This window comes from Wohlfahrtiimonas chitiniclastica (genome assembly GCF_002252325.1).
In the GTDB taxonomy this organism is placed as follows: Bacteria; Pseudomonadota; Gammaproteobacteria; order Cardiobacteriales; family Wohlfahrtiimonadaceae; genus Wohlfahrtiimonas; species Wohlfahrtiimonas chitiniclastica.
Window position 1 is genome coordinate 335,772 of the sequence record NZ_NEFL01000001.1, and the last position, 24,805, is coordinate 360,576.

The window sequence follows — 24,805 nt, forward strand, 5'->3', positions numbered from 1 at the left end:
ATTTTGTACTAAATTGATGATTGATCATCGGTATAATGATCAATTGATTAAATGTTAGGAGGTGGTGTGGTGCGTCGTTGGTGTTGTGTGGTGATGTTAGGGATGAGTTTAGGGCAGTTGAGCCTCGCGCAATTAGATCATAAGGGTTTGAATATTTTGAGTAAAGCGGAAGGTGCACTCAGTGAAACATTGACTTTGCCAGAGCGCCAATGGTTTGGGCGCGATCAAGCCTCAGCCAATTCAGACATTGATGATTATTTAGGGGATTTGATTGTTCGTTTAGAGTTACCGAGTTTAGTCAAACTTCGGGAAAATTACTTTAAAATGGAAAAGCAGATCGCCAAAGAGCGCCTCATCATTCGTGATTTGCGTGAAAAACGCTTATTTGCAGTGGCAGAAGATTCAAGCACACTGATGAAATATACGCCCACCGATACTTTAAAAGGTTGGACAGCCTCCACGCGCGGCGATTATGACCGTTTAATCGAAATCCATGAGCAAAACTTAGCGCAATATGAGGCGAGTTTAGTGACGCTTCGGGAAAATATGAGTGATGCACTGAGCGAGATTGGCGTGAATCTTGCCCCTGAGCAATTAGAATTTTTATACACCACCGTAACAGGTGAGGAAACCGTGCGCGCCATTGTGCTTTTTAACAGCGCGATTGCGGTGTCTACGCAGCTACAAACCTTGATGGAAACCAATGCGCAAGATTTTGATGCTGTGAAACGTTATTACGGCATGGCAACGATTTTGCATCGCATGGTGGTGAAGATTCAAACGGACTTCATTCGAAAGCTTGAAGAGAATTACATGGTGCAACTTAAAGCGTATCGCACAGAGGCAGAACGCAGTTTAGCCGAAGCGAAACGCTTACAAAAAAGTGCCGACAGCGCTCAGAAAAAGGTTCTGCAAAAGAACATCGAAGCCAATCAATTGGCAGTCAAGGCCATCGACCGCTATATGGAATATTTGAAAGTGCAAGCGGTGAATGCCAAAGCCATTTTAAAAGCTGCCAAGTCACGCGAAGCGATTGCACTCAATACTTATTCCACTGTTAAAGTGTCGCTCGATGTATTGTCATTGATGCAGGAAAGTCAGCGCGATTTTAAAGCCTTTTCCACCATGCAAGTGCCAAGCATTGTGCCATTTGATAATCCTGAATTGCGTAAAGAGTTCATGAACATCACGCAAAAACTGAATGATCAATAATTTTATGGATCATTCGGGTCACCTTGTTCACGCATCACTTTAAGTAAAATCCCTGCGATGATCGCCACAATCCCACCGATCATCGTTTCAGTGATGCGGTCAATGAGCAATGTATAAGTGGGATTGTGCCAAAAGCCTGCCAATTCCACGAGGGTTAAACTGTAACAGGTGGTGCCAAAGGCGACAATGAAGGTGTCTTTCCCAAAGCACATCGGCAAAATGAAGGCGAACATAAAAAGTAAAATCAGCACTAAAATGGCCATGTGGCTTTGTAAGCCTGTGTGATACGCCACTTGGAAAATGGCATAGAGCAGAATCACCGCTGCTAAACTGCCCAAAAATCTCAGTAATGTTGTGTGTACAACATTGTCCGCTTTGGGCGTTAAAACCATGATGAACATTAAGGTTGCCCAATAAATTTTATCGAGCATCAAATAATGCGGGATGAGCAAACAGGCAAACATGCCAAGGCTATAGATCACTGCACGCGGAATGAGGTTGGTTTGCAGCTTAAAAAGATGATGGGTAAAAATCCCTTGTTCAAAAGCTTTGAGATCATATTTTTTACGCATCAATAAATGGCACACCACCAATGCAGTTAATGTCCCAATGAGTGAGCCCAATGGCAAGCCTTTGGTCACATGCGGCATTGTGGTGCCAATGGTGGATAAAATGATGATGAAACGCATGGCACGATCACACACAGGATCTCGCCCAAAGAAGTAGTAATAGCAATAGGCGATCGCCAATAGATAGAGATAAAAGCCCCAAGAGAGATGCAAAAAGCGCCCCACATAGGTGCTTGAGATGATGAGTGTCATCCAAAATAGGACGTACCAAAAGTTACTGCGATCTTCGTTCGCGGTATAGAGGGAATAAGTACAGAGCACCGCAAATGAGGTCCATGCGATGCCGCCTTGAATGCCCACAAAAGGATAGACAATCAATGCACTGATGAACATGCTGCCAACGAAGACAAAGCTGTCACGGCAGTAAAAGTTGTGGGGAATGAATTTCATAGCAGGTGCCAATCTTCAATATAAACGATACAATGGAGGACTCACTATTATAATGCCAATTAAAACTATGGATAAAAATCAAATTCGTCATGTGATCTTTTTGATCATTGCTGCTGTCTTGATCTACTCCTTTCAGGGTCATCCAAGTTGGGTAGAGTTGTGCTCAGGGTTAGCATTTTTCCTGTTTGGCATGCAATGCATGACCGATGGATTGCAACAATTAGCTGGCGGTAAATTAGAAAAGCTACTGGCCAAAAGCACTGCCAAACGTTGGAAAGGGCTACTCTTTGGTGCAGGTTCCACCATCGTTTTACAGTCTACCACGGTGGTGTCGCTGCTGATCATTGCTTTTATTAATGCATCCCTCATTACGCTTGCAGGTGGTTTTACCATCATGCTTGGGGCGTACATTGGCTCAAGCAGTGGCGTTTGGTTGTTGGCGTTGGCAGGGCAAAGCGTCAGTTTATCGGTGTTGACGTATCCTTTGATTGTGCTCGGGGTGTTGGCGTCATTCAATGGTGATAAAAGTAAAGCGCTTGGGCGCGTGGTGATCGGCATTGCTTTTATCTTTTTAGCCATCACGCATATGAAAACAGGATTTTCGGATGTGACCACGCAGTTTGATTTCACCACTTTTGACATCACAGGTTTTTGGCGCTTTTTGATTTTATTGACGGTGGGCTTTTTAGCCACAATGGTATTGCAATCAAGCCATGCCACGATTATGTTGATTTTAACGGCGCTCGATTTATCACAAATCACGTTGAACGACGCATTCATCCTAACGATTGGCGCGCTCCTTGGCAGTACAGTTTCAACCTCTATCATTGGTTTTCTAGGTGGCAGTCGTGATGGTAAGCGCTTGGCGTTGGCGCATTTGGTCTTTCACTTAGTGATCGCACTGGTGATTGTCTTGATCCTAAGCCCGATCCGCGAGATGATTCATGGCATAGGGCGCTGGCTTGATTTCAATGATTTGATGCAGCTTGCCCTCTTTCATACGCTCTTTAATGTGGTGGGTGTGGCACTTTTTTGGGGCGTACAGGCAAAATTACTCGATGCGTTAAAACGCTTGATTCCGGATGCTGAAAAAGTGCCTTTGGTGGTGGAAACCGCAGAATCCATTGAAGCCATTGAAGAGGGCAATCCGCCCGTGCAATCGAAATATCTCTTAGAAGCTTCATTGTCCGTGCCTGCAGCGGCAATGGGTGCAGTGTTCCAAGAGATTCGTCACCTTGGGGAAGTGAGTGCAGAAGTGGTCTGTTTATCCCTCAATATTTCCCTTGAAGATGTGACAGATGGCGAGGTTAATGAGGATGCCTTTGCCAATAGCCATGATCGCGCCTCTGTGGATGCCAATTTACTGTATAATCATTATGTTAAGGGATTGTATGGCAACATTCTCATTTACATGAGTCGCATTCATTTTACGGATGCTAAAGAGATGGAGTATTACCAATCGTATCTCCTCAATTGCCAAATGGTGGTGTTGTCGATGGTGGATTCTGTCAAATCCAGCCGTCATTTGCAAAAGAACTTCAATCGCTATCTCACTGCAAAAGAGGGCATCATGCACGATTTTTATCAAGATCTGAAACTCTATTTGCTCACCAATCTCAAAGCGATGTATGAGATGCGTAAAACCTTTGATGAAGATCTGTGTGATCCTGTCAGACGAGCGCATTTACTCGATGAGATCCACGCACAATTAGACAAGGGCAAACAGTTTGAACGTGTGTTTCGTCATGAGATTTTCATTGCAGGGCGCGATCAAAAGGTCAATGCCTTTAATACAGGCTCTGTGATGAATGATTTAAGTTATTGCCGTCGCCTTGTGAAAAGCCTATTTGACATCATGTTATTGACACTTGAGAGCCAAATGTACCCCTTTGCCAATGATGATGTTGAACACCTAGATAAGGAAATCGTAGATGATTAAAGAATCTTTAAAGATTCATGGACATAAACAATTTGAAATTAAACAGCGGGTCTCTTTTGACCACGCAAAAACCAAAGACATTAAATATCATGTGGAGACCTATTTCTTTTTGCCTGCAGCATTACAGATCAATCCACAATCATATTCTGCAGAAGAGTTTCGTCGCTCTTTTAAAAATTATGTGCGCTTAAGTCCTGCCACTCATAAGCTGAAAAGTTTTTATAAAGTCGGTGGCGTGGTTGAATCCTTAAAGGCGGATTTAGAGGCATGGCAAACAGAAACTGTGGATTTATCCGATTATGAAAATGCTTTAAAACGCATTGCATTGACTTATAAGCGCAGCCTTCGCCTCTCTGTCAAAGGTTTGCTACAAGGGCCAAATCAAAAGAGTGAGGAGAGCACACAACAATTGCTCACGGACATTGAGGCGAGCATTGCAGCGTATCGTGCACTACAACCTTTATGCGCGTCGATTGAAGAAAAAATTGTCTCCAAAGCCTTTGAATATTGTGATGAATACATCTCCTGGGTGACGACGTATTATTTGCGTAAACTCATCACAGAGCGCAACATGCCGCTGCGTCGTGCAATCAGCGATGTGTGGCGTGAGGAGATTTTGTATCGGGAAGAGAATTATCCGGAAAGCATCGCAACGCCTGGCGAAAGCAATGAGAAGGTTTTGTATCGATGGAGCACGCTGCGCCGTTACATCAATCGTTATCTATTTTTGGACATCAGCCATCGTAAAGGTGCACCTTTCATTTGGCACACCATTTATGCAATGATTGCGGCGGTATCGATGCTTTTTACCTTTGCCATCATGTTCAATTGGCGCAGCGGTCGTTATGATACGTTGAGTTTTAAAGTGCTGCTCATTATGGTGGTGGCGTACATTTTCCGCGATCGTTTTAAGGACATTGGCAAAAAGAAGCTGCAAAAGATCTTTCAGCGTTGGCTGCCGGATCGAAAATTACTCATTTATAAACAAGGCATTAAAAAGCCCATCGGGATTTGTCGTGAGTCGTTTCGGTTCATTTCTCATTCTGCATTGCCAGATGATGTGCGCATCATGCATCAGAAAACGTATGAGGAGATTTTGCTCAACAACGAGCGCGAAGAGGATGTGTTGTATTACAAAAAAACAGTGCACCTCATCAATCAACCTGATTTATTTGAAAAGACCCGCTTTCCCATTGCAGATATTACGCGTTTTAATGTGACGGACTTTTTGCGTTACATTGATGTGGCATTTGAAGAACTCCCCTTTTTAGAAGAGGATGAGACGCCTGTCCTTGGGGAGAAAAGTTATCATGTGTATATGATTCGGCGCATTCGGATTCAAGGGGATCAAGAAGGGCAGGAAAATCATGCCACGGAGCTTGTGCGCATTGTGCTCAACGTCCATGGCATTAAGCGGCTAGAAGTGCTCCAACCGCTCGATTTTGCCAAAAAATGATCACTCTTTGATCTCAAAGCCTTGGGCGCGGATGAGTTTATCCATCACATTTAGATCCACTTTGAGATCATCAACATCATTGTCCGCAAGCTGCTTTTTAATCTGCACAAAGGCTTGCTGAATGCCACGAAGGGACTGCAATGTTTTTGCATCAATGTCCATCTCGATGCTTTGTGCATCATGCAGGGATTTAATGGTGCTATAGCGCACAAGGGATTGATGAATCAACGGTAAATAGCGGTTTAAAAATTGTCCGCCAGCGATCACATCGCGCGGATCACGCTGCATGATTTTTAAAATGTCCACAGATTCTGTGCCAATCGATTCCACCACGATTGATAAATCATTCGGCAATTGTGTTGTGTGCTCTTCAATCAGGCGAAGCATTTCAATGTGGCGGGCAAAAATGGCATAGGAACGCTCTTCTTTTTCAGCATTGGCTTTGGCGATTTTTGCAGCCGCTTGCAGCTCAATGCTTTCTAAATAGCTGCGTTTTTCATCCTCGTTCATCAGCGCAAGATTGGCCAAATGCTTTAATGCTTTTGGTTTAAGTACCCCAAGACCAATAGCCATGGCAATTGAGCCATACGTCCAAATGGGCATGGCACTGAAGATGGATTCAGACATATGAATGCTCGCAAAGGCCAGTGCTAACAATGAGAGCGGAATGGTGAACCAAAAGCCTGTATTGCGCGTCGCTTTATCACATAGATCGATGATTGTGGTGGTGAGTCCGCCAAATAATAATGCCACCGGCCACAATCCACCTAAAACCGTTGCTAAAGCCACAATGAGCCCAAGCAGAGTGGCAGTGTGATTTTTACGCAGGGGAAAAAGGCTAAGGATCCCTAAATAGCTGCACAAAAAAGTGGCGCCGTAAAAGGGATCAATGCTGCTTGGGATGAAGAGTTTCAGCACTTGCGCTGTAATGCCACCTAAGAATGCTTTGGTGTGAAACAGCATGCGTTTGGCGGTGGTTTTTGCACCTTTGACCAAAGCTTCACTGAAATCAATCTCTTCTTGGCGCAAAATGGGGCCATCTTGCGTATCCACAGATGTGACTTCAATGATGTGGGTTTTGCGCTGAAATGGTAGATCTGACTCTTGATAACTCATCATCCCTCCGAGTAATTATTGATATTTATCCACCACAGAGGTGATGCGTTCACGTAAATTGTCTTCCATTTGGGACAATTCAATCTCCACCGCTTTACGTTTTTCACGCGCTTCTGTGGCAATCTTCATGGTCTCTTCAATGGTATTGACTAAGCGATTTTGCACATCTCTGATGGTTTCAATGTCCACAATTGAGCGCTCCACTTCTGTTGCGGTGGCAATGCTATTTTGCTGAAGCATTTCGGCATTTTTACGCAATAAATCATTGGTGGTGTCCGCCACATCTTTTTGCAATTGAGCGGCTTTTTCTTGCTCTTGAAGGGAGAGTGATAAGACAATTTGACTCTTCCAAACAGGCAATGTGGAGAAAATGCTGCCTTGAATTTTTTCCGCCAACTGTTGATTGTTGTTTTGAATGATGCGGATTTGCGGCGCAGTTTGCATGGCAATCGTTTTTGAGAGATTCAAATCATGCAAGCGGCGCTCAAAGCGATTGATGTTTTCCATCAAATCCTTCACTTTTTGGGCATCTAATAGATCTTTTGACTCATTTGCCGTCGCTTCAAGGGCAGGGAGCTCATGGGTGCGCACATTTTCTAAATGATGCTGACCTGCTTTAATGAACAGATCTAAATCGCGGTAATAATCTAGATTTTTGGCATAGAGCAATTCAAGCTGTTCATTGTCACGGAGCAATTGCACCATTGAGTTGTCTAAGTGGCTCGCAATGGCATCCACTTGTTCTGTTAAATTGGTGTGATCAATTTTAACTTTTTCAGCCTTGCGAAAGAGTCCGCCAATCACAGGAATGCTTGCTAAAAATCCCGTGGCTTGTTCTTCTTTTGTGAAAGGGTCATATTCACGGATTTTAAGCACCAAGTTAGAGAGCTGATTGCCCACTTCGCCGGCATCTTTTGTTTTAACGCGATTTAATAATGTGTCAGAAAAACGCGCGATCTCTGCCATCGGCTTTGAACCATAGGCTAAAAATTGCGTGGGATCATTGATGTTAATGGTTTCGCTGATGGCGGTGATCTCTGCTTGATTCGGTGCCAATTCGTTGAGGATTTTCTCTTCTGAGACAATGATCGCTTGATCGTTTTGAATTTCGTTCATTGTGGTTCCTTATTTTTTATTCAGTTGTTTAAATTGGGCACGGCGCACTTTAAGGGTTAAATATGCACCGATGAAAAACAGAATCAAACCAATGGGCAAGACAATGTAAAACGCCCACTGTTTAACTGGGGAAACATACTCTAATTTACCATAATCCCCACTGGGATAGCGAACCAAAAGTGTGCTGCCCACAGGATGCTGATCCATCGCCATCGCTTCAGGCAATTGATAAGTGATCTGCTCATTTGGGGCAGGCGCAAAGCGGATCAACGGTTGATTCCCTTCATAACGCACAATGCTCGCTTCTGTATAGATGAGCTCTTTGTCTAAATAGACAAAGTAACCTGCGCTTAATACTAAGGCTGCGCCCACTAAGCGCAATAAACGGGCAATGAAAGCTTGATTGAACATGTGATCTCCTATGCATTGAGTTGAGCGGTGATGGTTTCAATCTCATCCCCAGCCATGAGCCAAGCCTCTTCTGCGGCGGCTAAGTCCGTGGAACATTGATCTTTTTGCGCATTTAAGGTTTGGATTTCATCGTGGCTTTTGTTTAAGTATGTATCACTGTCGCCTAAAATGTCATCAAGTTTGGCAATTTTTGCCTCAATTTTTGCCATTTCAGCTTCAAGTTTGGGAATGTCACGCTCTAATTTCTTTAGGCGAGCATTAAGGTTTTTGCGCTCATTGAAATCTAATTTTGCTTCAGTGGAAGGTGTAGATGTCCCCGCAGCACTTTTCTCATCATTGCTGCGTTCAGTGACCACTTGTGTGCGATAGCTCTCTAAATCGCCCTCATAAAGGGTGACAGTGTGATTACGCACCACGGCAAATTGATCACAACACATCTCTAAAAGTGAGGCATCATGGGAAACGATCACAACGCCGCCTTCAAAGGCTTGCAGTGCCATGGCAATGGCTTCGCGCATCTCTAAATCAAGGTGGTTTGTCGGTTCATCGAGCAGCAATAAATTGGGTTTTTGATAGACAATCATCGCTAAAGCTAAACGCGCCTTTTCGCCGCCAGAGAAGCGCTCGATGCTTTCTAAAGCTTTGTCGCCATGGAAATCAAATTGCCCAAGGAAATTACGAATCTCTTGGGTGCTGATTAAGGGATCAAGCATTTGAATGTGCCACATTGGCGATTCTGTCACCGTCAAATATTCTAATTGATGCTGAGCAAAGTACCCAATGTTTAAAAATTCAGAAGCTGTATAGTCGCCATTTTCAATGCTCAATTGACCGGCAATCGCTTTAATCAAGGTGGATTTACCCTCACCATTTTTACCGAGTAAACCAAGGCGCGTATCAGGCGTTAATGTGAGGTTCACATTGTTTAAAATGGGTTTGCCCACCTCATAACCGATGGCAACATTATCCATCGTTAACAGCGGATCCGGTAAACGATCCGGCTTTAAAAATGAAAAGGTGAATTCATTGGTGGCGACAACCGGCGCAATGTCTGCCAATTTTGCCAAGGCTTTGACGCGGCTTTGCGCCTGTTTTGCCTTGGTGGCTTTTGCGCCAAAGCGGCGGATGAAGTTCTCTAAATGGGCTTTGGTCTTCTCATTTTTCTCATACATGGTTTGCTGCAAGATCAATTTTTCCGCGCGCATGCGTTGGAAATCTGCATAGTTACCTTTGTAGAGATTCGCCTTTTGCTGCTCAAGGTGCAAAATGTAGTTACACGTGTGATCTAAAAACTCTTTATCATGGGAGATGATGATCAAAATGCCTTGATAACCTTTGAGCCAGTTTTCTAACCAAACCACAGTTTCAAAGTCTAAGTGGTTCGTCGGTTCATCGAGGAGCAAAATGTCCGAGCGGCACATCAACGCCTTGGCAATGTTCAAACGCATGCGCCAACCGCCCGAGAAATGGGCAATCGGTTGATGGAGATCTTCAGGATTAAAGCCAAGTCCCGTCATCAACGCCGCCGCGCGGCTGTCTGCACGGTAACCATCGATGCGTTCAAGCTCTTGATGAATGTGGCTGATGGCGATGCCATCATTATCATCTAATGCTTTTTGTTCAGCTTTGCGCAATTCAATGAGTTCTGCATCGCCTGAGAGCACATAATCAAACGCCGTTTGATCAATGTTGCGAATCTCTTGCTCCACATGTGCCATTTGTAAATGGGGCTGAATGTGCACATTGCCTTTATCGGCTTCATAGTGCCCTAAAATGAGGTTGAAGAGGGAAGTTTTGCCGGTACCATTTTTGCCGACTAAACCCACATGCATTTTATTGTGGATCTGCATGGAGAAATCTTCGATCAGCACTTTTGTGCCCACGCGTAAGGTAATTTGGTTAAAATCTATCATTTTTTATCAATCAGTTAGAAAGTTGTTGCCAAAGGGTGAAGGCTTCTTGTGTGGCTTTGACATCATGGACGCGTAAAATCTTCGCGCCCTTTGTCAAACACCAAAGGGCAGCGCTGACATTGCCAATGATGCGTGCTTTCGCATCACTGACGCCGGTTAAGTGACCAATGAGGCGTTTACGTGATAAGCCAATGAGCATTGGATAAGGCAGGGCAGTTAAGCGCTCAAGTTGTTGTAAAAGCTCAATTTGTTCTGCCGTGGTTTTGCCAAAACCAAAGCCCGGGTCAAAAATGAGGCGGCTTTGTTCAATGCCATGGCTAGTTAAAGTCGCGGCGCGCTCATGACAAAAGTCAATGATGCTTTGCGTAATGTCCGCATGTTCAGTTTCCGTGTGCATCGCAGCAATGGGCTGATCTAAATGCATCACCACCAAATCCACCTTTGAGTTCGCCACCGCGGCAATCGCAGCTTTATCCCGAAAGCCATTGATGTCATTGATGATGTCCACGCCTAAATCCACCATCGCCGCCATGGTTTCTGGGTGATAAGTATCAATGGAGATCAGTGCAGGGAGTTTACCCACAAGGGCTGAAACCACGGGCGTTAAACGCGCAATCTCCTCATCACTACTGATGGGCAAAGCTTTGGGGTTTGAGGATTCTGCACCAATGTCAATGATGGTAGCACCTTCATCAACCAATTGATGGGCGCGCATAATGGCATCTTCTGAGGCAAAGTAATCCCCGCCATCAGAAAATGAGTTTGGCGTGGCATTGACAATCCCCATGATGATGGGCGCTTGGGCATTTAATAATTCAGTGAGACTCGCGTGAGTCATTGCATCTCCTAAAAAAAGACAACCTTCTATGGATCATAGAAGGTTGCATGGATGAATCAATGGTTATTTAGATTCAGTCACGTCGGCTTCTGTGACATCGCCCTCAACCTTCTCAGGGAGATGTGCCGCTTGCGGTGAGAGCAATTCGCCCTCCACTTGCAGCAATTCCGCCGAAGGTTTTGCATACGATAATCGACCCGCTTCACGGAAAGCTAAGGCTGATTTTTCAAACTCACCTTGCTCCAATAAAATTTCCGCCAATAAGTGATGCACTTCAGGGATTTGATCATCAATCGCCAATGCTTGTTGTAGGGCCGTCAAGGCTTCCTCAAGTTGCTTGGTTTGATAATACAATCGTGCCACTGCAAGGGCAGCATAAGCGCTGTCAGGATGCTGATGCGCAAACTGCTTAGCATACTTGATGTACGTTTTAAAGTCACCGGTATATAAATGACCGTAAGCGGTGATGACCAAATCATTCCACTCTTTTTTCAAAGAGTAGCGCAGTGCCTCTTCAGCATCGCTCACATTGCCAGCATACAAAAGCTTTTCAGCATAATTGACCACAACGCTTGGCGTCACTTTGATGTTGTTTGGAATCACTTCCCACAACGCTTTGAGTTTATTGCCATTGTGTTCAGCGCCAATGTGATCAATCAATGTCACATACAATTCAGGCTCGATGGCTAAGCGCTCATCTTTTGGTAAAGATTTATGAAGCGCAGGCATGATTTGATAGAGCTGATCATACAAGCCTTGTTTCTCATAAGATTTTGCCAATGCCACCAAAATACGGTGATGATCGCCTTTTTCTTTGCGAATGCGTTCAAGTACAGTTTGCGCTTTTTCTGGCGCTTCCCATTCGTTGAGCAATTCACCCATCATGATGCCCGCATGTAAGCGATTGTGTGTATCGCTTAACGTTTCCACAGCGCGCAAATATTGATCGCGTTGTTCTGTTTTGCCTTGCATTTGTGCGGCACGCGCGGCGCCGATGTAGCAAAAACTTGGATTGGGGCTACTTTTTGCGGCAGATAAATGGAGTGCTTCGGCTAAATCTGGCTTATTTTCAAGCATCGCTAATTCCGCGCGAGACATTTTGCGGCTTGCGCTCTTTTCGCTGCGTAAATCTGCACTGCGTTTTAAGAAGGTTGGTAAACCGATCACTCTGAATAAAAAGCGCAATAAAACATAGCCCACCACAAAAAAGATGAGGCCACTGAAGAAGAAGCCTGAAAGGGTCATCATCAAAGAGAAGTCTTTTTGCGTGAAGAGGTTCTTACCCGTGATGATCACCATGCCGGGATCTTTTTCCACCAAGAGAAATAAGAAGATCGCAAGGGCAAAGGGGATTAAAAACCAACCCAATGCTTTGAAAAAACGCATCATAATCCTTCTCCTCTATAGTTCAACATAGAGGCATCGAAAGATTTTAAAATCGGATCGATGTTGAGATTGTCATGGGCAACATTCACATTCAACAACTCATTGAGCGCCGCTAACACTTGATGATAGGTTTCATCGTTCGGGCTAAAGTAGTTGGTGAGCAATGTGCGTGCTGCTTTTAAGGATTCTTGATACGTCACCGCTTGATGTTGCAATAATGCTAAGCGTGCCGTGGTCAATTGCATCTGCATGTTTTGCTTTAACAAAACTTCATCCGTGATGGACATTAATTCTGGTGCTGCAGTGCGCTCTTGGGTCACAATGAACACAGGCTTGATTTTATCCACGGCTTTTGAATACCAAGGTTTGGCATTTGGATCATCATTGGCAGCATCTTTGTCCACTTCTGCTTTAAAGCTGTTTTTGAGTTCGCCTAAGATGTCATCCGATTTTGTGTCAATACCTGGCACTGCATCAATCAAATGTTGAATGCGCGTGGCATATTCAGCGCGATTGATGGTGGGGATCTCTTGCAATTTAACGATCTCACTTTGAATGAGATTATTGGTTTCGCTGAATTTGGCATTCGCTGTTGCCATCAAACGTTCACTGGCCTCTTTAAGGATGTTCACAGCGGCTGTGGTGTCTTCTTCAAATGTTAATTTAAAGTTGGCTAAATTCAATAAATATTGCGCTTGGCTTAAATTTAAAAGATCAATGTCTGTTTTGGCAGATAAATGCTCTTCTAATGTATTGAGCGCTGCGATTTTGCTATTGATTTCCACAAGCTGAGAGGTTAAGCGATTTTGCGTTTTCACCGCATCTGATTGCGCATCATTGGCCATTTTGCCAATTTGTGTGATGGATTGATCAAGATTGCTCACCACAGATTCAAATTGTTGGATGTGATCTTTCAATTGATTGTAGCGATTGCTTGCAGTACCGCTGTCTGCTTGTAGATTATTGATGGCTGAATCTAACGTACCGACGCGTTGTTGTAATGCCAATAGGTTTTGCTGTTGCTGTTTTTGGGCATCACTTAAATCCGTGAAGTTAGAGGATTGACCGCGCTCAGTGGCCACAGTTTTTTGCAGATTCGTCAAAGCATTCGATAAAGTTTCAAGCTCTGTTTTTTGCTGCACGATGGTGCGGTTAAGTTCTTGCGTGCGTGTGCTCTCATCAGAAACTTGTAAGAATGCAAAGGCGCCGACGCCAATGCCCACAACACCAAGGGCAAGGGCTAAGAGCGATAAAGATTTACCGCCCGATGATTGAGGCGCTGCATTGTGCGTGCTGGGCGCAGGTTTTTCTGTAGGTTGAGGCGTGACTTCTGGTTGTTCTTCTTTGACAGCATCGACAGTGTTCGCCACATTGAGCTCAGGCTCTGGCAATTGTGTGGTCTCTTTATCATTCGGTTCAGTCATGGATGAATCCTCAGGGGTTGAATCAAAGGTGGATAAAAGCAAGTGTGGGGCAGCCTCAACCAAGGCTTGCCACATGTCTTGACTCACAGCAGAAGGCGCTGTGATGATGTGGGTGTAACCCAGCGTTTGCACATAATCGGCAAGGCGTTCGCTCGCCACAATCAATGGGCGATCTGTTCTGTGGGCATCCACTGAAAACGCAGCGTCATGATAAGCGCCAAATGCCTCTTGGCTTGACACTAAAATGGTGACAGGATGGCTGTTTGCATAATCCATCACAGTTGTGAGATCAATATGCTCAGGGCGATCACGGCGATACACATCCACATATTGTGCGATCGCGCCCATTGCAGTCATGGCATTGGCCAATAAACGACGACCACCTTCACCGCTGTAAATGTTAATGGCTTTGCCGCCTAAATCGAAGGTGCTGAGTTTTTCTAAGAGTTTTTCAGATGTATACGGCGCGTCCCCTTGAATGATGGGGGCACTCGTTAATGCTTCTAAACGCTTAGTGGTGCCTGCACCAATGGAAATACAGGGGATGTTTAATGAAAAATCCAAGCCAAAACGCACCGCATAATCTACTGCATTTGGGCTGGTGAATGCCCAATAATCAGCCGTTTTGGCAGATTGTGTGCAGCCTTCAATGGCCGCGTTTGTATCGTGCGGCTCTAAAATCACAAGGCAAGGCACATTGAGTGCATGTCCATGATGCTCTGTGATTTGCGTCACTAAAAACTCAGATTGATCCGCAGGGCGCGTAATCACCACGCCCAATTGTTGTAAATCAACAGACTGAGTAGCGATCACTTCTTCAGGCGCTGAGATGATTGGTGCAGCATTTTTTTTCAGTGCGGATTTTTTATTTTTTTTCGCCATAAATACTCCTTAAAAATTCATCCGCGCCTTTGCTGAGTAATTCTTCGGCTAAGCGATGCCCTAAATTTTGCGCATCTAAAGGATCGCCCACCATTTCAGCATAGATGATTTCATTGGTGTCAATGTTACCCACTAAACCGCGAATCCATAACCCTTTTTCTGTGAGCTCTGCATAGCCTGCAATCGGTGCTTGGCAGCCGCCATTTAAGGTTGAGTTAAAGGCGCGTTCTGCGGCAACACACACAGCGGTGTCATCATCATTTAATAAGGAGATGATTTTGCGCACTTTTTCATTATGACGATTGCACTCAATGCCAATGGCGCCTTGGCCCACTGCTGGCAATGAGATGTCTTGAGAGATCTCTTCGCTGATGCGATGGTCAAACCCTAAACGTTTGAGGCCAGCGGTGGCTAAAATAATAGCATCAAATTCACCAGCATCTAATTTCGCTAAACGCGTATTGACGTTGCCGCGTAAATCTTTGAGCTGTAAATCTGGGCGAAGCGCCATCAATTGCACACGACGGCGCAATGAGCAAGAACCCACCACAGCATTTTGTGGCAATGTTTTGATGGTGTAGTTGTGGTTGCTCACTAAAGCATCGCGTGGATCTTCACGCTTCATCACCACGGGGACAATTAAGTCCTCTGGCAACTCTTTTGCCATCGGTACGTCTTTCATGGAGTGAACAGCAATGTCTGCTCTGCCATCTAATAACGCAACTTCTAATTCTTTGATAAATAGACCTTTGCCGCCAATTTTACTGAGCGGAGAGGATAGCATTTGATCCCCTTTTGTGGTCATGCCTAGTAATTGAACATCCATCTCTGGGAAAAATTCTAGGATTTTACTTTTCACATGTTCAGCCTGCCATAGTGCGAGCGGACTTTCTCGAGTTGCAATTGTTAGGGTTTTTAAAGACATCTCACATTCTCTTCATATAAAAATGGTATAACCCACATAGAATACAATAATTGAAGCAAAACTTATAGCCTTAGTTATATAATGGCGCTTTAGGTATGATCAAGCGAATTTAAGGAGGCAACATGAAAAAATGGTTACTCACTTTAGCCGTTGTGATGACTGCAATTTTAGCATCGGGCTGTGCATCAAATGGCGTTGCGCCAAAAAGTGATGTCAATGTCATCGGTGGCAGCGGCAGTGGTCCGCAGATGTATGGCAGCATTCGCATGGGCGGCGCTTATCAATTATGATCGACAAGACACAAAGGACAAGCATGACAGTTCCCATCATCACCATCGATGGTCCAGGCGGCGTTGGTAAAGGCACGCTCGCGTTAACACTTTCACAAAAATTGGGTTGGCACTTATTAGATTCTGGCGCCATTTATCGGGCATATGCCATTTTTGCCATGGATCATCAGATTGATTTAGACGATGAAGCGGCTTTAGTGGCCATGAAAGATCAATTTTCCATGCGCGCAAATCCAACGGAGAAGGGCGTTGAGATTTTTGTGAATGATGAAAATGTCACAGAGCGCTTACGCATGGAAACGACGGGCAGCAGTGCATCCATCATTGCTAAGCATCTTAAAGTGCGTGATGCGCTGTTTCATTATCAAAGGGATTGTGCCGTCATGCCGGGGCTCATTGCTGATGGGCGTGACATGGGCACAGTGGTTTTCAAAGAAGCGCCCCTTAAAATATTTTTAACGGCAACGGCTGAAGTTCGCGCCGATCGTCGATATAAACAGTTGATCAGCGTGAATGAATCTGTTAATATTGCGCAGATTTTGAGCGAGATTAAAGCGCGAGATGAACGTGATCAAAACCGATCAGCCTCTCCACTTGTGCCTGCTCAGGATGCTGTGATCATTGACACATCAGATTGTACGCAAGATGAGGTGTTTGATCAGGTTTGGCAGTTGGCAAAAGATCGCCAATTGGTGGGCTAGCATCAGTCGGGTGGTGATAAGGAATTATTACCTGTTTTATTTTTTAAATTTTAACCGGTCAATTTGAATATTTTTAGATTTGAAAGATATTTAGAGCGATCATCTACAGAGTACATATTATTATGCTAAGTTTTGCTGAGTTATTTGAACAATCCATTCAAGAAAAACCAGAAGTTGGTTCTATCATTGAAGTTACCGTTGTTGCGATTAGTAAAGAATTCGTAATCGTTGATGCGGGTCTTAAAAGTGAAGGCCGTATCCCTGCTGAACAATTCCAAAACGAAAATGGTGATTTAGAAGTACAAGTTGGCGATAAAGTTGACGTTATTCTTGAGTCTGTTGACGATGGTATGGGTGAAACTCGCTTATCTCGTGAAAAAGCTAAGAAAGCAGAAATTTGGGCTCGCCTTGAAAAATCTCTTGAAGCTGACGAAATCATCAAAGGTGTTATTTCTGGCAAAGTTAAAGGTGGCTTTACTGTTGACATCGGTGAGATCAAAGCATTCTTACCAGGTTCTTTAGTAGATGTTCGCCCTGTTCGTGATGCTTCTTACTTAGAAGGTAAAGAATTAGAACTTAAATTAATTAAATTAGATCCTAAACGCAACAACATCGTTGTATCTCGTAAAGCAGTGGTTGAGAAAGAATACTCAGCAGAACGCGAAGAGTTATTAGCGAACTTGAAAGAAGGCGATAAGATCAAAGGCGTTGTTAAGAACTTAACGGATTACGGTGCGTTCTTAGACTTAGGCGGTATCGATGGTTTGTTACACATCACAGATATGGCTTGGAAGCGTGTTCGTCATCCTTCTGAAATCGTTGAAATCGGTCAAGAAATCGAAGTTGTATTGTTGAAATTCGACCGCGAACGTAACCGTGTTTCTTTAGGCTTGAAACAATTAGGTAACGATCCATGGCACGAATTATCAGTACGTTTCCCTGCTGGCGCGAAAGCAAAAGGTGCGGTGAGCAACATTACTGATTACGGTTGCTTCGTTGAAATCGAAGATGGTATCGAAGGTTTGGTTCACGTTTCAGAAATGGATTGGACAAACAAAAACGTTAACCCAGCTAAAGTTGTAACAATCGGCGAAGAAGTTGAAGTTGTGATTTTAGAAATCGACGAAGAACGTCGTCGTATCTCTTTAGGTATGAAACAAGTAACACCTAACCCATGGATCGAATTTGCTGACAAATACAGCAAAAATGATCGTGTGAAAGGTCAAATCAAATCCATCACTGATTTCGGTATCTTCATTGGTTTAGATGGCGGTATTGATGGTTTGGTTCACTTGTCTGACATCTCTTGGAACGAATCTGGCGAAGAAGCTGTTCGTAACTTCAAGCGTGGCGACGAAGTGGAAGCGGTTGTATTGGCTGTAGATGCAGAACGTGAGCGTATCTCTTTAGGCATCAAACAATTAGACCAAGACCCATTCTCTAACTTCTTAGCAGATCACGACAAAGGCAGCATCGTAACAGGTACTGTCATTGCTGTAGATGCTAAAGCTGCAACGATTGATTTAGGCGAAGGCGTTGAAGGTTCTTTACGCGCTGCTGACGTTTCTAACGAGAAAATCGAAGACGTTCGCAACGTATACAATGTTGGCGATAAAGTGGAAGCTAAATTCGTAAACGTTGATAAGAAAAACCGCACAATCGTTTTATCTGTGAAAGCAAAAGATCAAGCTGAAGATGCACGTGCAATCGCTGATTACTCTTCAAGCAAGAGCTCAGTGGGCGGTACTTTAGGTGATTTGTTGAAAGAGCAAATGAAACAACAGTAATCTAAAGCAATTTAGGTGAATGAATAAAAGCCATTACGAAATGTAATGGCTTTTTTTACTGATGTGGGACGCATTGGTAGTGCGATTGAGTGATTGAGAATGATTGGTTTGAATTAAAGAGTAACTTTATGATAAAGTTATGCCTTATTTCAGATTAAGTGGTGCCCAATCACTGAATCATGAGGGGATTTTAGAAGAATTGTGTACTAGAATAGTACTGTCAGTGTGTATAAAGAGGTTTATAGGAATGACTAAGTCTGAATTAATTGAAAAACTAAGCGCTAAATACCCACGTATTCCAGCGGCGGAAATTGAAAAAGGTGTGAAACTCATTTTAGAGCACATGAGCGACACATTGGTTTCAAACAACCGCATTGAAATCCGCGGCTTTGGTAGTTTTTCTTTGCGTTATCGTGAGCCAAAAATTGGCCGCAACCCTAAGACTGGGGATGCCGTTGAGTTGAGCGGTAAATACGCCACTCACTTTAAGCCTGGTAAGCTCTTAAGAGAACAGGTGAACGATAGCCGCAACAAATTTAAAATTCACTAAAATCAAGTCCCTTCTTACGAAGGGATTTTTTTATGGTATAACGTGTATTCGTTCGTTTGAGTCTGATAATTTCACTGAAAGAAGTAAAAAAATTCAGTATAATTATCGGATTTTGTTATGTTGTGAGTTTGTTTGAGGAAAACATGCCAATTTATCAATATAAATGTGACAATTGTGGTCACGAGTTTGAAGCATTACAGAAAATTTCTGCAGATCCATTGACTGAATGCCCAGAGTGCAAGGCGCCCCGTTTAGCGAAACAAGTGACAGCGCCAAACTTTCGTTTGAAAGGTTCAGGCTGGTATGAAACGGATTTTAAATCTAGCAACCAAAAGAATTTGGCCAGTCAAGATTCCGGCAGCTCTGCTCATCAGTGTGGTTCTAGCTGTTCTCACAAACATTAATTTAATTCAAAACGTTTAAAGGTAAACTTAATTATGATGCGTTCTCATTATGCGGGCTTAGTTTCAGAAGCTCTATTAGATCAAACAGTCACATTGACCGGCTGGGTTCATCGCCGTCGTGACCACGGTGGTGTTATTTTCATCGATTTACGTGATCGTGAAGGGATTGTTCAAATCGTGATCGATCCAGAAGTGACGCCTGCTGATCAGTTTAAAGAAGCAGAACGCATTCGTAATGAATTTGTGATTCAAGTGGTCGGTAAAGTGCACATGCGCCCTGAAGACATGTTCAATGATAAATTGGTGTCCGGTAAAATTGAAGTGATCGCCACAGCTTTGACCATTTTAAACAAAGCCGATGCGTTACCTTTCCAAGTCGATGATGAAAACACTTCTGAAGAAGTGCGCTTGAAATACCGCTATTTAGATTTGCGCGGTAAAAAAATGCAATACAATTTGATGCTCCGCTCTAAAGTGACGCGTGCAGTGCGTGATTACTTAGATGACGCGGGCTTTTTAGACATCGAAACGCCATTTTTAACCAAAGCCACACCAGAAGGCGCACGTGACTATTTAGTGCCATCACGCACATATCCGGGTGAATTCTTTGCCTTGCCACAAAGCCCTCAGCTCTTTAAACAAATTTTAATGATGAGTGGTTTTGACCGTTACTATCAAATCGTGCGTTGTTTCCGCGATGAAGATTTACGTGCCGATCGTCAGCCTGAATTTACGCAAATCGATATCGAAACTTCTTTCTTAGAAGAAAAAGACATCATGACGATGGCAGAAGACATGATTCGTAAAGTGTTCAAAAAAGCCATCAATGTTGAGTTAGCAGAATCATTCCCAGTGATGACATATGCCGATGCCATGTACAAATATGGTTCAGATAAACCAGATTTACGCATTCCGTTAGAATTCATTGATGTGACAGAAATCATGAAATCAACAGAATTTAAAGTGTTTAAAGATGCAGCAAACATGGCAAAAGGCCGCGTGGTTGCATTAAACATTCCAAATTCAGCAGATAAATTGTCCCGTAAAGACATCGATGAATTGACTAAATATGTGGGTCGTTATGGCGCGCGTGGTTTAGCATACATCAAAGTGAACAATGTGGCTGAAGGCCGTGAAGGTTTGCAATCCCCAATCACTAAATTCTTAGATGATGCAACGATTGAGGCATTGTTAAAAGCAACGGATGCAAAAGACAATGACATCATTTTCTTTGGTGCAGATAAAGCAAAAGTGGTGAACGATGCCATTGGTGCACTTCGCATTAAATTGGGTGAAGATTTAAACTTGATGACCTGTGAATGGGCGCCAATGTGGGTGATCGATTTCCCAATGTTTGAATACGATGAAGATGAAAAACGCTATGTGGCGGTTCACCATCCATTCACCACGCCAAAAGATGGCATTGAATCATTGAAAAATGATCCTGAAAATGCTGTGGCCAAAGCCTATGACATGGTGTTGAACGGTACTGAGTTAGGCGGTGGTTCTGTGCGTATTTACCAACCTGAAGTGCAATATCAAGTGTTTGATTTACTTGGTATTTCTAAAGAAGAAGCCGAAGAGAAATTCTCCTTCTTATTAGATGCATTAAAATACGGTGCGCCACCACATGCAGGTTTAGCGTTTGGTTTAGATCGTTTGATCATGCTCATGACGCACGCAAAATCGATCCGTGAAGTGATTGCATTCCCGAAAACACAAACAGCTTCTTGCTTGATGACCGATGCTCCCTCCGTTGCCAATCCTAAGCAATTGAAAGAGTTATCCATTGAAGTGAAATTGCCTGAAGTGAAAAAAGAAGAAGCGTAATCGCCCGCTTTGATCACATCAAAAGTAAAGCCATCGAACGATGGCTTTTTTATGGGCGCAATAGAGAAAATTAACTGCGATTGTGGGTGAGAATGTTTCACATTCAGCAGAATTCATGCATAATGGTGCACTTTATTGATTAGATAGGAACCAAGACATGGAAGGCCGTAAAATAGGTGTTTTGCTGGTGAATCTTGGCACACCGAAATCACCGACAGCAAAAGATGTTCGTCCATATTTGCGCGAATTTTTAAGTGATCCGCGCGTGATTGAAGTCCCTAAATTCATTTGGTTCTTCATTTTAAACGGTTTTATTTTGACCACGCGCCCTAAGGATTCGGCAGAAAAATATGCCACTGTTTGGACGGATCGCGGTTCACCGCTTTTATACATCACACAAGATCAAGCGACAGCCCTTGAAAAAGTCTTGCCAGAGAATTATGACGTTGTCGTGGCGATGCGTTATGGCGAGCCATCGATCGAGCAGGGCTTAGATCAATTGATTGCTAAAAAAGTCGATAAAATCATTATTTTGCCGCTTTATCCGCAGTATTGTGCGGCCACAACGGCCACTGTGTTTGATGCGGTTGCCGATACCTTAAAAGCGCGCCGTTATTTTCCAGAAATTCAGATGCTCAGCGATTATTATGATCATCCTGTGTACATTGATGCGTGCCGCGCAAAAATTGAGGAAGGCTTAGGCGATACAGCGATTGATGAGCTTGTGTTATCCTATCACGGTATGCCAAAATCAACCTATGAGAAAGGTGATCCATATTATGATCAATGTATGGCCACCACAAAACTCATTGAAAAGGCGTTGAATCGTCCTGACTTAAAAATCACCACGGTGTTTCAATCAAAATTTGGTAATGTGGAGTGGTTAAAGCCCTATTCCTTTGAATATTTGCCAAGTTTGCCGGCTCAAGGCGTGAAACGAGTTGCCGTGTTTTGCCCAGGCTTCAGTGCGGACTGCCTAGAAACCATTGAAGAAATGGGCGTTGAAAACAGAGACTACTTTATGGAGAAAGGGGGTGAATATTATCAGTTCATTCCATGCCTCAATACAGAAGCTCTGCACATTGAGATGATGAAGCAATTGATTGTGGATTCTCATTAATCTTCCATCAGGAGTAAACATAGATGAAAAAAATTAATGCTATTGTTGTAGGTTCCGGTAACGTGGGTTTAAAAGTTATCGACATCTTATTACAAACGAAAGATTTTAATTTAGTGGGCGCAATTCGCCGTAGCGGTGAGCCGATTGCTCAATACCCAAACGTTGTGGTGAAAACATCTGTGGATCAGTTCAGTGAGAAGATTGATGTGGCATTTTTAGCCATTCCAACGCGCCAAGTGCCAACACAAGCGAAAGCCTATTTAGCCAAAGGCATTCATACGGTCGATAGCTATGACATTCATTCGAGCATTTTAGAAGTGCGCAGTGAATTGAATGAAGTGGCGCGTGCAAATAATGCTGTGGCCATCGTTTCTTCTGGTTGGGATCCCGGTACAGATTCCATCGTGCGTGCCATGTTGATGGCAATGGCGCCAAATGGCATGACATACACCAATTTTGGTCCAGGCATGAGCATGGGGCACACGGTTGCAGTCAAAGCCATTGAAGGCGTGAAAGATGCCTTATCCATGACAATGCCAACGGGTGCAGGCGTACATCGCCGAATGGTGTATGTAGAATTATCGGAAGGTGCAACCCCTGAAATTGTTGAAAACCTCATTAAAACAGATCCTTATTTCATTCATGATGAAACACATGTTAAATTTGTGGATGATGTGAATTTGTTAAAAGATGTGGGTCACGGCGTGGAATTGACGCGTAAAGGTGCATCAGGGACATCTGGCAATCAGAATTTTATGTTCAAAATGTCCATCGACAATCCTGCATTGACGGCGCAAGTGATGGTCTCAAGTGGTCGTGCAGCCATGCGTCAAGAGAAAGGCGCATACACTTTGATTGAAATCCCTGTGGTGGATTTCTTAGAAGGTGAGCGCGAAGATTGGATTAAGGCGCTCGTATAATGAAAGCGTGGATGGCGGTGGGTTTATTGTCGCTCTCGTTATGGGGGCAAGGATATGCCAATGACACCGTCATTCACGGCAGTTACGCCAACGGCTGCTTTGCCGGTGGCGTCACCATTCCCATTCGCGGCATCGGTTATGAGCAAGTGCGCCCAAGTCGCGCACGCAATTATGGCGATGCCGCTTTATTGTCTTTGATTGAACATTTAGGGCAGTTTGCCAAAACACAACAAACCACGGTGATTTTAGGCGACATGTCACAAGCCCATGGCGGTCGCATGCCGTATGGTCATGCGAGTCATCAAATTGGACTGGATGTGGACATTTGGTTTGAGCGCATCGGTGCAGCGGGTTTACAACCGAATGAAAAAGAGTCCTTAGACACCCCTTCTTTGGTCAATGCCAAAACTGGGCAAGTGGTCAATTGGCAGCCTTATTATCGTGACTTATTGCATCAAGCGGCAATGTATCCACAAACGGAACGCATTTTTGTCAATCCTGTGATCAAAGCCCATTTGCGCGCCACAGAAAAAGATCCGGTATGGCTGTATAAAATTCGTCCTTGGTTTGGGCATGATTCCCATTTTCATGTGCGTTTAAAATGCCCAAAAAATCAACCCCATTGTGTGCCGCAAGCCCCTGTTGCTAAAACATCAGGCTGTGATGCAGATTTAAACAATTGGATCAAAGATCAGCAAGACATAGCCCTTGGCCTTAAAAAACCGAGTGGCAATAAAAAAGCACCGCAAAAACCTGCGATGCCCAAAGCTTGCGAGACAATTTTATTGAACCGTTGATTTAGCCAATAACTCTTTAACTAAACGCACGCGGCGTGCAATCTCTGTCCAATTGCCTTCATTGATCAAACGTTTTTCCACCATCCAGCTCATGCCGCAGGCAATCACGCGGTGAATGGCTAAATAATCTCTAAAGTTACTGTCATTGATGCCGCCCGTTGGAATCAACTGAATCTCTTGATAAGGCGCTAAAATCGCTTTAATCATCTCAATGCCGCCGGATGCTTCCGCAGGGAAGAACTTCATAGTCGTCACACCATAATTGAGCGCCATTTCAATCGCCGTTGGGCTATTGACGCCGGGGACAATCATCACGCCTAAATCTTGCGCCGTTTGAATGGTGCGTGGATTACAGCCCGGGCTCACTAAAAAGTCAGCATCCGATGTGTAGGCCAACTTTGCTTGTTCAGGATTGATGATGGTGCCAGCGGCGACCGTTAAATCAGGATAATGGTCTTTGATGGACTTTAAAATGTCTGAGGCATTTTTTGAACGAAAGGTCACTTCAAGGATGGGCAAAGCCTCTTTGATTAAAATGTCAGCAAGTTTTAAGCCATCTGAGATGCTGTCAATGACAGCCACAGGAATGACAGAGTTATTAGGTAAAAGATCAGAGCGTTTTTTCATCATATTTCATCTCTTATTATGGGTTCGGTGAAGCTTTCGATGTGTCATCGAAAGGGTATTTTTAATTGGGGATATTGTCCACATAAACTGTGGATAAACCTGTGGATAACTTTAATTTATGGCCCGCAGGGCGCATGGTTGA

General features: G+C 43.8%; 22 protein-coding genes. 12 read left to right on the top strand and 10 right to left on the bottom strand.

Annotated elements, in window-relative coordinates; genetic code table 11:
* The first annotated feature begins 51 nt into the window (after positions 1-51).
* Positions 52-1,212 carry a hypothetical protein gene (locus B9T10_RS01565; RefSeq protein ID WP_094537630.1) on the top strand — a complete coding sequence of 387 codons (1,161 nt, stop codon included), beginning with the start codon at positions 52-54 and terminating at the stop codon, positions 1,210-1,212.
* Between the two features lie 2 nt (positions 1,213-1,214).
* Here B9T10_RS01565 and B9T10_RS01570 read toward each other — a convergent pair whose 3' ends face one another.
* Complete coding sequence (locus B9T10_RS01570; protein WP_008314534.1) at positions 1,215-2,231, bottom strand: FUSC family protein; 1,017 nt, start codon at positions 2,229-2,231, stop codon at positions 1,215-1,217.
* 52 nt (positions 2,232-2,283) lie between these two features.
* Here B9T10_RS01570 and B9T10_RS01575 point away from each other — a divergent pair, with 52 nt between their 5' ends.
* The gene (locus tag B9T10_RS01575) at positions 2,284-4,170 is read left to right on the top strand and encodes a Na/Pi cotransporter family protein (RefSeq protein ID WP_063454897.1); all 1,887 of its coding nucleotides are present in this window, start codon (positions 2,284-2,286) and stop codon (positions 4,168-4,170) included.
* Positions 4,163-5,626 (top strand): hypothetical protein, encoded by a 1,464-nt coding sequence (locus tag B9T10_RS01580; RefSeq protein ID WP_094537631.1) that lies wholly within the window; start codon positions 4,163-4,165, stop codon positions 5,624-5,626. Before B9T10_RS01575 ends, B9T10_RS01580 begins: the two co-directional genes overlap by 8 nt.
* Here B9T10_RS01580 and B9T10_RS01585 read toward each other — a convergent pair whose 3' ends face one another.
* The 8 genes from B9T10_RS01585 to hemC form a co-directional block, all read right to left on the bottom strand.
* Positions 5,627-6,745, bottom strand: a complete 1,119-nt coding sequence (locus tag B9T10_RS01585; protein WP_246782135.1) for a 5-bromo-4-chloroindolyl phosphate hydrolysis family protein — start codon at positions 6,743-6,745, stop codon at positions 5,627-5,629.
* Between the two features lie 12 nt (positions 6,746-6,757).
* Positions 6,758-7,858: a toxic anion resistance protein gene (locus B9T10_RS01590; protein ID WP_094537633.1), complete on the bottom strand. Its 1,101-nt coding sequence runs from the start codon at positions 7,856-7,858 to the stop codon at positions 6,758-6,760.
* A 9-nt stretch (positions 7,859-7,867) separates the two neighbouring features.
* Positions 7,868-8,269 carry a hypothetical protein gene (locus B9T10_RS01595; protein WP_008314542.1) on the bottom strand — a complete coding sequence of 134 codons (402 nt, stop codon included), beginning with the start codon at positions 8,267-8,269 and terminating at the stop codon, positions 7,868-7,870.
* Positions 8,270-8,277: 8 nt separating this feature from the next.
* Positions 8,278-10,182 (bottom strand): ABC-F family ATP-binding cassette domain-containing protein, encoded by a 1,905-nt coding sequence (locus B9T10_RS01600; RefSeq protein ID WP_094493399.1) that lies wholly within the window; start codon positions 10,180-10,182, stop codon positions 8,278-8,280.
* Positions 10,183-10,192: 10 nt separating this feature from the next.
* Positions 10,193-11,020: a dihydropteroate synthase gene (folP, locus tag B9T10_RS01605; protein WP_094537634.1), complete on the bottom strand. Its 828-nt coding sequence runs from the start codon at positions 11,018-11,020 to the stop codon at positions 10,193-10,195.
* A gap of 63 nt (positions 11,021-11,083) precedes the next feature.
* Positions 11,084-12,409 carry a heme biosynthesis HemY N-terminal domain-containing protein gene (locus B9T10_RS01610; RefSeq protein WP_094537635.1) on the bottom strand — a complete coding sequence of 442 codons (1,326 nt, stop codon included), beginning with the start codon at positions 12,407-12,409 and terminating at the stop codon, positions 11,084-11,086.
* On the bottom strand, positions 12,406-14,712 hold the full coding sequence (locus B9T10_RS01615; RefSeq protein ID WP_094537636.1) for a uroporphyrinogen-III C-methyltransferase: 2,307 nt from the start codon (positions 14,710-14,712) through the stop codon (positions 12,406-12,408). The genes B9T10_RS01610 and B9T10_RS01615 overlap by 4 nt, the downstream gene beginning before the upstream one ends.
* Positions 14,696-15,637 carry a hydroxymethylbilane synthase gene (gene hemC / locus B9T10_RS01620; protein ID WP_094537637.1) on the bottom strand — a complete coding sequence of 314 codons (942 nt, stop codon included), beginning with the start codon at positions 15,635-15,637 and terminating at the stop codon, positions 14,696-14,698. The genes B9T10_RS01615 and hemC overlap by 17 nt, the downstream gene beginning before the upstream one ends.
* 122 nt (positions 15,638-15,759) lie before the next feature.
* Between hemC and B9T10_RS10140 the strand changes: the two genes are divergently transcribed.
* From B9T10_RS10140 to B9T10_RS01660, 9 genes are all read left to right on the top strand, one after another.
* Positions 15,760-15,927, top strand: coding sequence for a hypothetical protein (locus tag B9T10_RS10140; RefSeq protein WP_008314548.1), 168 nt, complete (start codon positions 15,760-15,762; stop codon positions 15,925-15,927).
* A gap of 23 nt (positions 15,928-15,950) precedes the next feature.
* Positions 15,951-16,628: a (d)CMP kinase gene (gene cmk / locus B9T10_RS01625; protein WP_063454905.1), complete on the top strand. Its 678-nt coding sequence runs from the start codon at positions 15,951-15,953 to the stop codon at positions 16,626-16,628.
* Positions 16,629-16,747: 119 nt separating this feature from the next.
* Positions 16,748-18,415 (top strand): 30S ribosomal protein S1, encoded by a 1,668-nt coding sequence (gene rpsA, locus B9T10_RS01630; protein ID WP_169328682.1) that lies wholly within the window; start codon positions 16,748-16,750, stop codon positions 18,413-18,415.
* Between the two features lie 247 nt (positions 18,416-18,662).
* Positions 18,663-18,965, top strand: coding sequence for an integration host factor subunit beta (gene ihfB / locus B9T10_RS01635; protein WP_008314552.1), 303 nt, complete (start codon positions 18,663-18,665; stop codon positions 18,963-18,965).
* Positions 18,966-19,108: 143 nt separating this feature from the next.
* Positions 19,109-19,369, top strand: a complete 261-nt coding sequence (locus B9T10_RS01640) for an FmdB family zinc ribbon protein (RefSeq protein WP_008314554.1) — start codon at positions 19,109-19,111, stop codon at positions 19,367-19,369.
* 33 nt (positions 19,370-19,402) lie between these two features.
* Positions 19,403-21,199 (top strand): aspartate--tRNA ligase, encoded by a 1,797-nt coding sequence (gene aspS, locus B9T10_RS01645; protein ID WP_094537638.1) that lies wholly within the window; start codon positions 19,403-19,405, stop codon positions 21,197-21,199.
* Positions 21,200-21,356: 157 nt separating this feature from the next.
* Entirely contained in the window at positions 21,357-22,319 is a 963-nt protein-coding gene (gene hemH, locus B9T10_RS01650) for a ferrochelatase (RefSeq protein WP_018122181.1), read from the top strand.
* 23 nt (positions 22,320-22,342) lie between these two features.
* Complete coding sequence (locus B9T10_RS01655) at positions 22,343-23,239, top strand: diaminopimelate dehydrogenase (RefSeq protein ID WP_063503470.1); 897 nt, start codon at positions 22,343-22,345, stop codon at positions 23,237-23,239.
* Positions 23,239-24,036 (top strand): penicillin-insensitive murein endopeptidase, encoded by a 798-nt coding sequence (locus B9T10_RS01660; RefSeq protein WP_094537639.1) that lies wholly within the window; start codon positions 23,239-23,241, stop codon positions 24,034-24,036. The genes B9T10_RS01655 and B9T10_RS01660 overlap by 1 nt, the downstream gene beginning before the upstream one ends.
* On the opposite strand, the gene eda is transcribed toward B9T10_RS01660, so the two are convergent.
* Entirely contained in the window at positions 24,022-24,666 is a 645-nt protein-coding gene (gene eda, locus B9T10_RS01665) for a bifunctional 4-hydroxy-2-oxoglutarate aldolase/2-dehydro-3-deoxy-phosphogluconate aldolase (RefSeq protein WP_008314565.1), read from the bottom strand. The genes B9T10_RS01660 and eda overlap by 15 nt on opposite strands.
* Positions 24,667-24,805: the final 139 nt, after the last annotated feature.

Excerpts from the sequence above, each read along its gene's own strand:
- B9T10_RS01580 (WP_094537631.1), top strand. The coding sequence starts at position 4,163 with ATGATTAAAGAATCTTTAAAGATTCATGGACATAAACAATTTGAAATT.
- B9T10_RS10140 (WP_008314548.1), top strand. The coding sequence starts at position 15,760 with ATGAAAAAATGGTTACTCACTTTAGCCGTTGTGATGACTGCAATTTTA.
- ihfB (WP_008314552.1), top strand. The coding sequence starts at position 18,663 with ATGACTAAGTCTGAATTAATTGAAAAACTAAGCGCTAAATACCCACGT.
- hemH (WP_018122181.1), top strand. The coding sequence starts at position 21,357 with ATGGAAGGCCGTAAAATAGGTGTTTTGCTGGTGAATCTTGGCACACCG.
- aspS (WP_094537638.1), top strand. The coding sequence starts at position 19,403 with ATGATGCGTTCTCATTATGCGGGCTTAGTTTCAGAAGCTCTATTAGAT.
- B9T10_RS01610 (WP_094537635.1), bottom strand. The coding sequence starts at position 12,409 with ATGATGCGTTTTTTCAAAGCATTGGGTTGGTTTTTAATCCCCTTTGCC.
- B9T10_RS01655 (WP_063503470.1), top strand. The coding sequence starts at position 22,343 with ATGAAAAAAATTAATGCTATTGTTGTAGGTTCCGGTAACGTGGGTTTA.
- B9T10_RS01590 (WP_094537633.1), bottom strand. The coding sequence starts at position 7,858 with ATGAACGAAATTCAAAACGATCAAGCGATCATTGTCTCAGAAGAGAAA.
- B9T10_RS01570 (WP_008314534.1), bottom strand. The coding sequence starts at position 2,231 with ATGAAATTCATTCCCCACAACTTTTACTGCCGTGACAGCTTTGTCTTC.
- B9T10_RS01600 (WP_094493399.1), bottom strand. The coding sequence starts at position 10,182 with ATGATAGATTTTAACCAAATTACCTTACGCGTGGGCACAAAAGTGCTG.
- B9T10_RS01595 (WP_008314542.1), bottom strand. The coding sequence starts at position 8,269 with ATGTTCAATCAAGCTTTCATTGCCCGTTTATTGCGCTTAGTGGGCGCA.
- cmk (WP_063454905.1), top strand. The coding sequence starts at position 15,951 with ATGACAGTTCCCATCATCACCATCGATGGTCCAGGCGGCGTTGGTAAA.
- B9T10_RS01615 (WP_094537636.1), bottom strand. The coding sequence starts at position 14,712 with ATGGCGAAAAAAAATAAAAAATCCGCACTGAAAAAAAATGCTGCACCA.
- folP (WP_094537634.1), bottom strand. The coding sequence starts at position 11,020 with ATGACTCACGCGAGTCTCACTGAATTATTAAATGCCCAAGCGCCCATC.
- B9T10_RS01565 (WP_094537630.1), top strand. The coding sequence starts at position 52 with ATGTTAGGAGGTGGTGTGGTGCGTCGTTGGTGTTGTGTGGTGATGTTA.
- eda (WP_008314565.1), bottom strand. The coding sequence starts at position 24,666 with ATGATGAAAAAACGCTCTGATCTTTTACCTAATAACTCTGTCATTCCT.
- B9T10_RS01585 (WP_246782135.1), bottom strand. The coding sequence starts at position 6,745 with ATGATGAGTTATCAAGAGTCAGATCTACCATTTCAGCGCAAAACCCAC.
- B9T10_RS01640 (WP_008314554.1), top strand. The coding sequence starts at position 19,109 with ATGCCAATTTATCAATATAAATGTGACAATTGTGGTCACGAGTTTGAA.
- B9T10_RS01575 (WP_063454897.1), top strand. The coding sequence starts at position 2,284 with ATGCCAATTAAAACTATGGATAAAAATCAAATTCGTCATGTGATCTTT.
- hemC (WP_094537637.1), bottom strand. The coding sequence starts at position 15,637 with ATGTCTTTAAAAACCCTAACAATTGCAACTCGAGAAAGTCCGCTCGCA.
- B9T10_RS01660 (WP_094537639.1), top strand. The coding sequence starts at position 23,239 with ATGAAAGCGTGGATGGCGGTGGGTTTATTGTCGCTCTCGTTATGGGGG.